The 12,460-nt window shown below is 56.8% G+C and carries 11 protein-coding genes; 6 read left to right on the forward strand and 5 right to left on the reverse strand.

Going from position 1 to position 12,460, the window contains the following annotated elements; all coding sequences use genetic code 11:
• Window positions 1-78: 78 nt before the first annotated feature.
• On the reverse strand, window positions 79-333 hold the full coding sequence (locus tag ACWKXN_RS10600; RefSeq protein ID WP_008502662.1) for a GlsB/YeaQ/YmgE family stress response membrane protein: 255 nt from the start codon (window positions 331-333) through the stop codon (window positions 79-81).
• A 208-nt stretch (window positions 334-541) separates the two neighbouring features.
• On the opposite strand from ACWKXN_RS10600, the gene ycgR reads away from it, so the two are divergent.
• Window positions 542-1,273, forward strand: coding sequence for a flagellar brake protein YcgR (gene ycgR, locus ACWKXN_RS10605; protein ID WP_023312174.1), 732 nt, complete (start codon window positions 542-544; stop codon window positions 1,271-1,273).
• Between the two features lie 37 nt (window positions 1,274-1,310).
• On the opposite strand, the gene emtA is transcribed toward ycgR, so the two are convergent.
• The gene (emtA, locus tag ACWKXN_RS10610; RefSeq protein ID WP_064672703.1) at window positions 1,311-1,922 is read right to left on the reverse strand and encodes a membrane-bound lytic murein transglycosylase EmtA; all 612 of its coding nucleotides are present in this window, start codon (window positions 1,920-1,922) and stop codon (window positions 1,311-1,313) included.
• Window positions 1,923-2,029: 107 nt separating this feature from the next.
• Between emtA and ldcA the strand changes: the two genes are divergently transcribed.
• Window positions 2,030-2,944, forward strand: coding sequence for a muramoyltetrapeptide carboxypeptidase (ldcA, locus tag ACWKXN_RS10615; protein ID WP_454543769.1), 915 nt, complete (start codon window positions 2,030-2,032; stop codon window positions 2,942-2,944).
• Window positions 2,945-3,041: 97 nt separating this feature from the next.
• Entirely contained in the window at window positions 3,042-4,775 is a 1,734-nt protein-coding gene (locus tag ACWKXN_RS10620) for a potassium/proton antiporter (protein WP_023312177.1), read from the forward strand.
• Window positions 4,776-4,867: 92 nt separating this feature from the next.
• On the opposite strand, the gene dadX is transcribed toward ACWKXN_RS10620, so the two are convergent.
• Together dadX and ACWKXN_RS10630 are read right to left on the reverse strand one after the other, a co-directional pair.
• A complete protein-coding gene (gene dadX, locus ACWKXN_RS10625; protein WP_048979608.1) occupies window positions 4,868-5,938 on the reverse strand; it encodes a catabolic alanine racemase DadX in 1,071 nt (356 codons plus the stop codon).
• Window positions 5,939-5,947: 9 nt separating this feature from the next.
• Window positions 5,948-7,246 carry a D-amino acid dehydrogenase gene (locus ACWKXN_RS10630; RefSeq protein ID WP_032658462.1) on the reverse strand — a complete coding sequence of 433 codons (1,299 nt, stop codon included), beginning with the start codon at window positions 7,244-7,246 and terminating at the stop codon, window positions 5,948-5,950.
• 321 nt (window positions 7,247-7,567) lie between these two features.
• Between ACWKXN_RS10630 and ACWKXN_RS10635 the strand changes: the two genes are divergently transcribed.
• On the forward strand, window positions 7,568-9,100 hold the full coding sequence (locus ACWKXN_RS10635; protein WP_023293929.1) for a SpoVR family protein: 1,533 nt from the start codon (window positions 7,568-7,570) through the stop codon (window positions 9,098-9,100).
• A 113-nt stretch (window positions 9,101-9,213) separates the two neighbouring features.
• Here the strand turns inward: ACWKXN_RS10635 and fadR are convergent, their stop codons facing one another.
• Window positions 9,214-9,933 (reverse strand): fatty acid metabolism transcriptional regulator FadR, encoded by a 720-nt coding sequence (gene fadR / locus ACWKXN_RS10640; protein WP_023336056.1) that lies wholly within the window; start codon window positions 9,931-9,933, stop codon window positions 9,214-9,216.
• Between the two features lie 200 nt (window positions 9,934-10,133).
• On the opposite strand from fadR, the gene nhaB reads away from it, so the two are divergent.
• Window positions 10,134-11,672, forward strand: coding sequence for a Na(+)/H(+) antiporter NhaB (gene nhaB, locus ACWKXN_RS10645; protein WP_454543770.1), 1,539 nt, complete (start codon window positions 10,134-10,136; stop codon window positions 11,670-11,672).
• Between the two features lie 143 nt (window positions 11,673-11,815).
• Window positions 11,816-12,346, forward strand: coding sequence for a disulfide bond formation protein DsbB (gene dsbB, locus ACWKXN_RS10650; protein WP_023312182.1), 531 nt, complete (start codon window positions 11,816-11,818; stop codon window positions 12,344-12,346).
• The last annotated feature ends 114 nt before the right edge of the window (window positions 12,347-12,460 follow it).

The following is a 12,460-nucleotide window of genomic DNA, read 5'->3' on the forward strand; positions in this document are numbered from 1 at the left end:
CAATTATTATCATTTAGATTAACAAATCAATACTCAGGCAAAAAAAACGGCCCTCCGCAGAGAGCCGTTTACGTCAATTTATGCTCGTCGCAGTAACCTGAATATGCCCAGCACCACAATGGCACCCACGACAGCGACCAGAAAACTGTGCAGGTCGAAACCACTTATGTTGCCTCCAAAGCCAAACATCGTCGCCAGCCAGCCGCCCACAACCGCACCAACGACCCCGAGTACACAGGTCAAAATAAAGCCGCCGCCATCGTTTCCCGGCATGATCAGTTTAGCGATAGCGCCAGCAATAAGACCAAAGATAATCCAGGCGATGATACCCATAGCGATGCCCTCTTGCAGGTTTAACGCGTGCGCAGAAAACCTTCTGCACAGCTAACTTAAGTATAGGTCATCGCCGGAAAACCATTTTCATCTCACCGACTTATCTTTGGTTAAACAGGCAAAAAAAACTCACCGGTTTGTATTAAGTTTCATTGCAGATTGCCGATAACGCTAAGACAGTCTGTCATCAATCAAGGAGCCATCCGGCGTGAGTCATTACAGTGAGCAGTTCCTCAAGCAAAATCCGCTGGCTGTATTAGGGGTATTACGCGACCTGCAAAAAGGTGAAGTGCCGCTGCGCATCAGCTGGTCGAATAATCAGTTCATCAGCAAGATCCTTGACGCCTCGCAGGATCGGCTGGTGATTGATTTAGGCAGTCAGGAGTATGAAAACCGCGCGGCGCTGAAAGCGGAGAATATCGCGGTGATGGCCGAAACGCAGGGCGCCAAAGTGGAGTTTGTCCTGTCGCGGCTGGAACTGAGCGAATACCAGGGACTGCCGGCTTTTGTTACCCCGCTTCCGACCAATCTCTGGTTTGTTCAGCGTCGTGAATATTTCCGCATCAGCGCCCCGCTCCATCCCGCCTATTTTTGTAAGGCCAAAATGCCGGACAAAAAAGAGATCCGCTTCCGCCTCTTCGATCTGTCGCTGGGCGGCATGGGCGCGCTGATGGATACGCCGAAACCGGACGGGCTGGTAGAGGGCATGCGGTTTACGCAAATCGAACTGGATATGGGGGGCTGGGGTCGCTTTTATTTCGATGCACAGCTGATTGCCATCAGCGACCGCACCGTCGTGGACAGCAAAAATGAAACTATCACCACGCCGCGTCTGAGCTTTCGTTTCCTCAACGTCGGGCCTGGCGCGGAGCGTGAGCTTCAGCGTATTATCTACTCCCTGGAGCGAGAGGCGCGGGAACGCGCAAATAAGGTTCTGTGAATAAATCGGGCAGCGTGACCGCCGCCCGTCTGCGGCATTACATGGCATCCATCGCTTTCTGTACTTTCCAGATATAACGAGGCGCCTGTGGTGCCGGGTGATTTTTCGCCACATGTTCAAAGAATTCGTCTTTGTCCATGTCGTTAATCTCTTCTATCGCCTCTTTGCGGTCAGAGGAGAAGGTTCTGAGCAACGCGCCGGCACCGTTAACGTAAGACACCACCAGCGCGTACTGCATCACCTCTGGATCCTTAATCCCCTTCAGCACGCCATGCTCCATGATGCTCAGGTAGGCCGTGCCCATTGAAATGTTGCGTTCCGGGTTTTTCAGCTCGCTGGTCGACGGCTGGCCGTTCCAGCCCATGTAGCGGTAAACCTCTCTCCCCGCCGTTGACGCTTTAAGCTGCATCAGCCCCACCGCGTTGGACTTGCTGACAAGCGTGGGATTACCGCCGGACTCCACCGCAATGATCGCCGTGATGAGACGCGGGCTGACGCCCCAGGCCTTCCCGGCTTGCTCACTGATCGGCATCCACTGCATGGCCCGTTTCACCGGAACTTCCGGGTTCCAGGGCGGATTTTGATAATCATGTTTTGAACTACAGCCAGCGAGCAACACAATCAAAAAAGCAAACCATCTCAATTTCACGTCATCTATCCTTATAGCCGGTCATCGCGGTGCGCCGCCTCTTGAAGCAGGCAGCGTATAAGCGGCATGATATAGACAATTAGTTTCTCATTCAGCAAGGAATTGCCATGTCTCAGTTTCATCTCATCGCGCCGTCGGGCTACTGCATTAACCAGGACGCGGCGCAGCGGGGCGTTCAGCGTTTGCTGGAATCTGGCCATCAGGTAGAAAATCAGACGATTATCCCCCGCCGCCAGCAGCGTTTTGCCGGTACCGAAGCGCAGAGGCTGAATGATATCAATAGTCTGGTGAACCTGACGGGCGAAAACCGGGTTGTGCTTGCGGTGCGCGGCGGATATGGCGCGAGCCGTCTGCTGGAGAGCATTGACTGGCAGGGGCTGGCGCTGCGCCAGCAGCAGGATCCGCTGCTGATCTGCGGCCACAGCGATTTCACCGTCATCCAGCTTGGGCTGCTGGCCCTGCATAACGTCATCACCTTCAGCGGTCCGATGCTGGCCGGTAACTTCGGCGCACCGGAGCTGGATGCGTTTACCGTGGAACATTTCTGGCGCGCGCTGCGCAATTCTACCTACAGCGTGGAGTGGCAAGGCAATGGGCCGCACTGGGAATGTGAAGGCCAGCTCTGGGGCGGCAATCTGGCGATGCTGGTCTCGCTCATCGGCACGCCGTGGATGCCGCAAATCGAGGACGGCATTCTGGTGCTGGAAGATATCAACGAACATCCGTTCCGCGTCGAGCGCATGCTATTGCAGCTTTATCATGCCGGTATTCTTGAACGCCAGTCCGCGGTTGTGCTGGGCAGCTTCAGCGGCTCTGCTCCGAATGACTATGACGCGGGTTACTCCCTGGAGACCATGGTCGACTTCGCTCGCTCGCGGCTGGATATTCCGGTCATCACCGGTCTGGATTTCGGCCATGAGCAGCAAACCGTGACCCTGGCGCTGGGGGCGCATGCCTCCCTGATCCACAACGATTCCGGCACTCGGCTGACCATCAGCGGCCATCCTGTCATAAAGGCATAAAAAAGCCGTTATACCCCCTTAATAAAACGCTGTTGCCGTTGTTAATATGTTAGGGTTTTAGTAACAGCGTTAACATTGAGGTGGGAGTAAGAGAACATTGGATGCCGCAGCGATAATAAGCCTTTTCATTTTGGGTTCCGTCCTTGTAACCAGCAGTATTTTATTAAGTTCATTTTCATCGCGTCTCGGCATACCTATTCTTGTCATTTTCCTCGCCATCGGCATGCTGGCCGGCATTGATGGCATTGGCGGTATCCCATTCGATAACTACCCCTTCGCCTATATGGTGAGTAACCTTGCGCTGGCTGTGATCCTGCTGGACGGCGGGATGCGTACCCAGGCGAGCTCCTTCCGCGTGGCCTTAGGGCCTGCGCTGTCGCTCGCCACGGTCGGCGTGTTGATTACCTCTGGCCTCACCGGGATGATGGCCGCGTGGCTTTTCCATCTCAATATCATGGAAGGTTTGCTGATTGGCGCCATCGTGGGCTCAACCGATGCGGCAGCGGTGTTTTCCCTGCTCGGGGGAAAAGGGCTAAACGAACGCGTTGGCTCCACGCTTGAGATTGAATCCGGCAGTAACGATCCGATGGCGGTATTTCTCACCATTACGCTTATCGAGATGATTCAGCAGCATGAAAGCGGGCTGAGCTGGATGTTTGCGTTACATATCCTGCAGCAGTTCGGTCTGGGGATTGTCATCGGCCTGGCGGGGGGATACCTCTTACAGCAGACGATCAACCGCATCTCGCTGCCCGCGGGGCTTTACCCCCTGCTGGCGCTGAGCGGCGGCATTCTTATTTTTGCCGTCACCACGGCAGTGGACGGCAGCGGCATTCTCGCGGTCTATCTCTGCGGGTTCCTGATGGGCAACCGCCCTATTCGCAACCGCCATGCCATTTTGCAGAACTTTGACGGCCTGGCGTGGCTGGCGCAAATCGGCATGTTCCTGGTGCTGGGCCTGCTGGTTACGCCATCGGACCTGCTGCCGATCGCCGTTCCGGCGCTGCTGCTTTCCGCGTGGATGATCTTCTTCGCCCGTCCGCTGTCGGTATTTGCAGGCCTGCTGCCGTTTCGCGGCTTCAACCTGCGCGAGCGGGTCTTTATCAGCTGGGTGGGGCTGCGCGGCGCGGTGCCGATTATCCTTGCGGTGTTCCCGATGATGGCCGGTCTGGATAACGCGCGGCTGTTCTTTAACGTGGCGTTCTTCGTGGTGCTGATTTCCCTGCTGTTCCAGGGAACCTCGCTCGGGTGGGCGGCGAAAAAAGCCAAAGTGGTGGTCCCGCCCGTGGGCTGGCCGGTCTCCCGCGTGGGGCTCGATATTCATCCGGAGAACCCGTGGGAACAGTTCGTCTATCAGCTAAGCGCCGACAAATGGTGCGTGGGGGCCTCGCTGCGCGATTTGCACATGCCGACCGAAACGCGCATTGCCGCCCTGTTCCGCGATAATGTCCTGCTGCACCCTACCGGCAGCACCCGCCTGCGCGAGGGGGATATTCTCTGCGTTATAGGTCGTGAGCGCGACCTGCCCGCGCTGGGCAAGCTGTTCAGCCAGTCGCCTCCGGTGGCCCTGGACCAGCGCTTCTTCGGCGATTTTATTCTGGAAGCCAGCGCTAAATTTGCGGATGTGGCGCTGATTTACGGTCTGGATGAAGGTGCTGAAGACGGTGATAACCCGCAAACGCTGGGCGAAATCATCCAGCAGCGGCTTGGCGCTGCCCCGGTCGTGGGGGATCAGGTAGAGTTTGCCGGGATGATCTGGACCGTTGCCGAAAAAGAAGATAACGCGGTGCGGAAAGTCGGTTTAAGGCCGATGGAAGAGGAAGCGGAGTAGTTTTTTTGCCGGGTGGCGCTAACGCTTACCCGGCCTGCGTTCGAGGGTTTTGTAGGCCGGGTAAGGCGAAACCGCCACCCGGCGAACATAAGTTACACCGTCACAACCGGTACTCTTGGTGCCAGCGCGCACATCAATTCATACCCCACCGTGCCCGCCGCGGCAGCCACGTCATCAATTTTGATTTCGTTACCCCACAGCTCGACGGGTGAGCCAATGCCCGCCTGCGGGCATGGCGTCAGGTCAACGGCCAGCATATCCATAGATACGGTGCCCACTGTTCCCGTGCGGACCCCATCGACCCAGACCGGCGTGCCGGTCGGCGCGATGCGCGGGTAGCCGTCGGCATAACCGCCCGCCACGATGCCAATCCGCTGCTCGCCCTTTGCCCGGTAGCGGCTGCCGTAGCCCACCGTGTCCCCGGCCTTCAGCGTCTGCACGCCAATGATTTCACTGCGCAGGGTCATGACCGGCTTCAGGCCGCTGTTGGCGATATCCTGCCACTCGCCAGAGGGAGACGCACCGTACAGAACGATCCCCGGACGCACCCAGTTATAGTGCGCCTCGGGATGCCACAGCGTGGCCGCCGAGTTCGACAGCGAGCGCGGGCAATCCAGCCCTTCAGCCGCCTGCTCAATGCGGACCATGGCATCGGCAATACCGTCAGGTTTTTCCGCGTCGGCAAAATGCGCCATCAGCGTCATTTCGCCCACGTTTTTCATGGCGCGCAGCTGCTGCCAGACCGTATGCACCCGCTCAGGCTGGAAGCCCAGGCGGTTCATGCCGCTGTTCACCTTGAGATAGATATCCAGCGGAGCATGGAGCTTCGCATCCTGGATCGCCTTAATCTGCCAGTTGCTGTGCACGCTGGTGGTCAGCCGGTACTTATCCAGCAGCGGCAGATCGTCCGCATGGAAGAAGCCTTCCAGCAGTAGAATCGGCCCTTTCCAGCCGCGCTCGCGCAGCAGAATGGCCTCTTCCAGATTCAGGAGCGCAAAACCGTCGGTCGCGCTCAGCGCGCTCCAGATACGGTCGATACCGTGGCCGTAGGCATTCGCTTTCACCACCGACCAGACGCGCGACCCCGGAGCCGCCCGACGAACAATTTGCAGATTATCCTTCAGGGCCTGCAGGTTCAGCTGGGCCAGAACAGGACGGGACATGACAACTCCTTAGCTATGCGCGCCGTGCAGGTGCTGTGGACGCGAAGGCGTAAACCCCGATTGATAGCGCGCGGCGCTTAAATCGTCAAACGGAATTGCCGGCGTGCGCCCGGAAATCAGGTCGCTCAGCAGCTGGCCCGATCCGCAGGCCATTGTCCAGCCGAGCGTGCCGTGTCCGGTATTGGTCCACAGGTTTTTAAACGGCGTGCGGCCTACGATCGGCGTGCCGTCCGGGGTCATCGGACGCAGGCCGGTCCAGAACGTCGCCTGCTCAACAAAACCTCCGCGCGGGAAGAGATCGCCCACGACCATCTCCAGCGTTTCACGACGCGGCTGCAGCAGTTCGGTGTTGAAGCCGACAATCTCCGCCATGCCGCCTACGCGAATGCGGTTGTCGAAGCGGGTAATGGCGATTTTGTAGGTTTCGTCCAGAATGGTCGACACCGGGGCGCCGCTCTCTTCTTTCACCGGGATGGTCAGCGAGTAGCCCTTCAGCGGATAAACCGGAATGTCGAGAATGCCTTTCAGCATGGCGGTGGAGTACGAACCAAACGCCATCACGTAGGCATCGGCTTTGATCACCTCGTCGCCGCACTTCACGCCGTAAATTTTTTCCCCTTCCGACAGCAGCTTGTCGACGGAGGTGTTGAAGCGGAACTTCACCCCCGCCTGCTCGCACATTTGCGCCAGACGTTGCGTAAAGAGCTGGCAGTCGCCGGTTTCGTCATTCGGCAGGCGCAGGCCGCCGGTCAGCTTATGCGCCACTTCCGCCAGCGCCGGTTCAACCTGACCAAGCTGGCTGGCTTCCAGCAGCTGGTACGGTACGCCGGCATCTTCCAGCACGGCGATATCGCGGGTGGCATTCTCGTACTGTTGCTCGGTGCGGAACAGCTGCAGCGTCCCGCCCTGGCGGCCTTCGTACTCAATCCCCGTCGACGCGCGCAGCGCTTTCAGACAGTCGCGGCTGTATTCCGCCAGGCGCACCATACGCCCTTTGTTCTCCATGTAGTGGCGGGTGTCGCAGTTGCGCAGCATCTGCCACATCCACTTCAGCTGGAACTGCGTGCCGTCAAGGCTAATGGCCAGCGGCGCATGGCGCTGGAACATCCATTTAATCGCTTTCAGCGGAACGCCCGGCGCAGCCCACGGCGCCGCATACCCCGGAGAGATTTGCCCGGCGTTCGCCGCGCTGGTTTCAAGCGCGGGACCGGATTCACGATCGATGACGGTTACGTCATGTCCCGCCTGACTTAAATACCAGGCGCTGGTTACCCCAACGACACCACTTCCCAGTATGACAACACGCATAGCCACTCCATTATGTGCAAAAGAACAATCTTCTAATTACAGATTGATAACCTAGTTGAAAATATTATTCAACATACGACTTTTTTATGGTGACTTACCTCACACATCCCCCAGCATCAGGGGATAGTGCTAATTTGGGATCTCCTGCTGCGCGTTATTTTTAACCAGCATAATATGCTGAGACATGCCGTTTTTTTGCCGTATCAAAAACGCGAAATCGCAAAGAAAAAATTTCTGCCCCAGCACGCTTTTTAACACGTTGATCTATGCTTGAAAGGAGGCTCTCCAGACAGAGAGAGCACCCACAACGAGGGCGCGCTAATGGCTACTATTGATTCCCTGAACAAGGACAACACACGTCTGAGCGATGGACCCGACTGGACCTTCGAGCTGTTGGATGTTTACCTCGCCGAAATCGACCGGGTCGCAAAGCTGTATCGTCTGGATACCTATCCCCATCAGATTGAAGTCATTACGTCCGAACAGATGATGGACGCCTACTCCAGCGTCGGGATGCCGATTAACTATCCGCACTGGTCGTTTGGCAAAAAATTTATTGAAACGGAACGACTGTATAAGCACGGCCAGCAGGGGCTGGCGTATGAGATTGTGATTAACTCCAATCCGTGTATTGCCTATTTAATGGAAGAGAACACCATTACCATGCAGGCGCTGGTGATGGCGCACGCCTGCTACGGGCACAACTCATTTTTCAAGAATAACTACCTGTTCCGCAGCTGGACGGACGCCAGCTCCATCGTCGATTACCTGATCTTCGCCCGTAAATACATTACCGACTGCGAAGAGCGCTACGGCGTGGACGAAGTGGAAAAACTGCTCGACTCCTGCCACGCGCTGATGAACTACGGCGTGGACCGCTACAAACGTCCGCAGAAAATCTCCCTGCAGGAGGAGAAAGCCCGGCAGAAGAGCCGCGAAGAGTACCTGCAAAGCCAGGTGAACATGCTGTGGCGAACCCTGCCGAAGCGTGAGGAGGAAAAAACGATCGCCGAAGCGCGTCGCTATCCGTCCGAGCCGCAGGAAAACCTGCTCTATTTTATGGAGAAGAACGCCCCGCTGCTGGAGCCGTGGCAGCGTGAGATCCTGCGCATCGTGCGCAAGGTGAGCCAGTATTTTTATCCGCAAAAGCAGACGCAGGTGATGAACGAAGGCTGGGCGACCTTCTGGCACTACACCATTCTTAACCATCTGTACGACGAGGGAAAAGTGACCGAGCGGTTCATGATGGAATTCCTCCACAGCCATACCAACGTGGTGTTCCAGCCGCCCTACAACAGCCCGTGGTACAGTGGGATTAACCCGTATGCGCTTGGCTTCGCCATGTTCCAGGACATTAAGCGCATCTGCCAGTCGCCGACGGAAGAAGACAAGTACTGGTTCCCGGATATCGCCGGTTCTGACTGGCTGGAAACGCTGCACTTTGCGATGCGCGACTTTAAGGACGAGAGCTTCATCAGCCAGTTTATGTCGCCGAAGATCATGCGTGATTTCCGCTTCTTCACCGTGCTGGACGATGACCGCAACAACTATCTGGAGATCTCCGCAATCCACAACGAAGAGGGATACCGTGAGATCCGCTCTCGCCTCTCTTCCCAGTACAACCTGAGCAACCTTGAGCCGAATATTCAGGTATGGAACGTCGATTTGCGCGGTGACCGCTCCCTGACGCTGCGCTATATCCCGCACAATCGCGCGCCGCTGGATAAAGGGCGTAAAGAAGTGCTGAAGCACGTGCATCGTCTGTGGGGCTTTGACGTGCAGCTGGAGCAGCAGAATGAAGACGGGAGCGTCGAGCTGCTGGAACGTTGCCCGGCGCGGTTGAATACGCTGTAGTGACGCTTTTGCCCGGTGGCGCTACGCTTACCGGGCCTATAAAACCCGTAGGTCGGGTAAGGCGTAGCCGCCACCCGACGAAAAAAAACCTCTCATACGAGAGGTTTTTTCTTTTAGCGAGTCTGAATCGCTAAATCACCCGGCAGCGTTTTCTGCATACGGTGCCAGATTTCACCGGAATCGTGACCGTAGCGGCGCACCGTCTCATAAACCTGATCGTGCAGACCTTCGGTACAGAGCTTGCTCAGCTTATGGTAGAAGCCCAGCGCCAGGCTACGCGCTTCCGGATTGGCAAAGTAGTGGCGGCCAATGCGGGTGTAAAGCCCTTTCATACCGTTGAGGATCAGGCCATACACCGGGTTGCCGGAGGCAAACGCCAGGCCGCGGAACACGTTGTAATCGAGAGTGGCAAAAGCATCGGCGTGATCTTCCACCTCGTTCGCGCTGGCCAGCACCGCAAGGGCGTCTTCCGGATGCTGACGGAAAGCGGTACGAATAAAGATCGTGGCGATGTTGGTGCGAACGGAGAGCAGATTATCAATGAGCTGCGGCACGCTTTCATGGTCGAGACGCGCCAGCGTTTCAAGAATGTTCAGCCCGGACGTTTCCCAGAAGTTGTTCACTTTCGTAGGCTTACCGTGCTGGATCGTCAACCAGCCATCGCGCGCCAGCCGCTGAAGCACTTCACGCAGCGTGGTGCGAGTGACGCCAATCAGTTCAGAGAGTTCGCGTTCAGCCGGAAGAATGGACCCCGCAGGGAAACGATTATTCCAGATGCTTTCAATGATGTACTCTTCCGCGAAACCCGCCGGGCTCTGCGCCTTAATGACCATAGTGAGATTTCCATTACACAGCTTTAGCAAATTGGACTCATCATACCAGAGGCACGCAGTGGCAGGTAGCGCGGCAAAGAGAGAAAAGAGGGATCGCCGTTTCATTTTTGTGAAATTTACAATGCAGCCTTACCCGCCTCCAGGCCGCGATTTTTGCGTATACTGATGTTTTGTCTTACTTGACGGGAAGGACGTCTGTTGTGGAAATTTCTTTTGGGCGCGCGCTATGGCGCAATTTTTTAGGTCAGTCTCCTGACTGGTATAAACTGATATTGTTGGTTTTCCTGGTCGTTAATCCCATCATTTTTAGCGCGAATCCCTTTATCGCCGGCTGGCTGCTGGTGGCGGAGTTTATCTTCACCCTGGCCATGGCGCTGAAATGTTATCCCCTTCTGCCGGGCGGATTGCTGGCGTTTGAAGCCGTCGTCGTCGGTATGACCAGCGCCGGGCATGTCAAAGCAGAGCTGGCGTCTAATCTCGAAGTGCTTCTGCTGCTGATCTTTATGGTGGCGGGTATCTACTTTATGAAACAGCTGCTGCTGTTCATCTTCACGCGCCTGCTGCTCAGCATTCCGTCGAAAATGTTCCTCTCGCTGGCGTTTTGCCTCGCCGCCGCCTTCCTGTCGGCGTTCCTGGATGCGCTGACGGTCGTCGCGGTGGTAATCAGCGTTGCGGTTGGGTTTTACGGAATTTATCACCGCGTGGCCTCCTCTCGCCCAAATGAGGACCTGCAGGATGACAGCCACGTCGAGGCGCATAACCGTGACGTGCTGGAACAGTTTCGCGCGTTTCTGCGCAGCCTGATGATGCATGCCGGCGTGGGTACCGCCCTGGGCGGCGTGATGACCATGGTGGGCGAGCCGCAAAACCTGATCATTGCCAAAGCGGCGGGCTGGCACTTCGGTGATTTCTTCCTGAGAATGGCCCCGGTGAGCGTACCGGTGCTGATCTGCGGGCTGGCGACCTGTCTGCTGGTGGAGAAGTTTCGCCTCTTCGGCTACGGGGCGCAGCTCCCGGAGCCGGTTCGTCAGGAGCTGCATAAATTCGATGTGCAGAGCCGAAGCCAGCGGACGCGCCAGGAGACGCTACGACTGATTGCTCAGGGGATCATCGGCGTCTGGCTTATCGCGGCGCTGGCGTTCCATCTTGCCGAAGTGGGGCTGATTGGCCTGTCAGTCATTATTCTCGCCACCACCTTTACCGGCGTGACGGACGAACATGCCATCGGCAAGGCGTTTACCGAAGCCCTGCCGTTTACCGCACTGCTGGCGGTGTTCTTTGCCGTCGTGGCGGTGATTATCGACCAGCACCTGTTCGCGCCGATTATTTCCTTTGTATTACAGGCATCACCGGATGCTCAGCTCTCGCTGTTTTACCTGTTTAACGGCCTGCTCTCGTCGATCTCAGATAACGTCTTCGTCGGGACGGTCTACATAAACGAGGCCAAAGCCGCTATGGAGCAAGGCGTTATCAGCGCCGGACAGTTTGAGCTGCTGGCCGTGGCGATCAACACCGGCACCAACCTGCCGTCGGTAGCGACGCCAAATGGCCAGGCCGCCTTCCTGTTCCTGCTGACCTCCGCCCTCGCGCCGCTCATACGTCTTTCTTATGGCCGGATGGTTTGGATGGCGCTGCCCTATACGCTGGTGCTCACGATCGTCGGATTGCTTTGCGTCAAAATTACCCTCATTCCCTGTACGCAATGGCTGGTACAAGCGGGTATACTTGCGGCGCAGTAAACTATGCATCTCGGGCTGTTCGCTGCCCGTTTGCCTTTTCGCACGATAAACATCCAATTACGTTTTATTTCGCCAGGTACAGGTGGCGCGAAAAACGAATTCGTTTACACTGCGCTTTCTAAGCATGTTCCAGGGAAATGATTATGTTGAGATTTTTAAACCAGTGCTCCCGCGGTCGCGGAGCGTGGTTGTTAATGGCCCTGACCGCCTTTGCGCTGGAAATGGTCGCGCTGTGGTTCCAGCATGTAATGGGACTGAAACCTTGCGTACTGTGTATTTACGAACGCAGCGCGCTGTTCGGCATTATGGGTGCGGGCCTGGTGGGTGCGATTGCCCCAAAATCGCCGCTTCGCTATGCCGGTATTGCCATCTGGATCTACAGCGCCTGGAAAGGAATTGAACTCTCCTGGCAGCACACCATGATGCAATTGCATCCGTCACCGTTTATGACCTGTGATTTTGCCGCCCGCTTCCCGAGCTGGCTGCCGCTGGACAAATGGCTGCCGCAGGTGTTTGTCGCATCCGGTGACTGCTCCGTTCGCCAGTGGGAATTCCTGACGCTGGAGATGCCGCAGTGGCTGGTGGGCATTTTTGCCGCCTACTTCGTCGTGGCGCTGCTGGTGCTGATTGCCCAGCCGTTCAAACCGAAGAAACGCGATTTGTTCGGAAGGTAAACGCAAAACGGCAACCAAGGTTGCCGTTTTTAGCGTTTGCGCCCTCTCCCACGGGAGAGGGTTGGGGTGAGGGCATCAGGCCGCACAAGCACAAAAAAACCCGCCTCGGCGGTT

It is taken from the genome of Enterobacter sp. UPMP2060, assembly GCF_053709655.1.

Excerpts from the sequence above, each read along its gene's own strand:
- ACWKXN_RS10600 (WP_008502662.1), bottom strand. The coding sequence starts at position 333 with ATGGGTATCATCGCCTGGATTATCTTTGGTCTTATTGCTGGCGCTATC.
- ldcA (WP_454543769.1), top strand. The coding sequence starts at position 2,030 with ATGTCTCAGTTTCATCTCATCGCGCCGTCGGGCTACTGCATTAACCAG.
- dadX (WP_048979608.1), bottom strand. The coding sequence starts at position 5,938 with ATGTCCCGTCCTGTTCTGGCCCAGCTGAACCTGCAGGCCCTGAAGGAT.
- ACWKXN_RS10630 (WP_032658462.1), bottom strand. The coding sequence starts at position 7,246 with ATGCGTGTTGTCATACTGGGAAGTGGTGTCGTTGGGGTAACCAGCGCC.
- ACWKXN_RS10635 (WP_023293929.1), top strand. The coding sequence starts at position 7,568 with ATGGCTACTATTGATTCCCTGAACAAGGACAACACACGTCTGAGCGAT.
- fadR (WP_023336056.1), bottom strand. The coding sequence starts at position 9,933 with ATGGTCATTAAGGCGCAGAGCCCGGCGGGTTTCGCGGAAGAGTACATC.
- dsbB (WP_023312182.1), top strand. The coding sequence starts at position 11,816 with ATGTTGAGATTTTTAAACCAGTGCTCCCGCGGTCGCGGAGCGTGGTTG.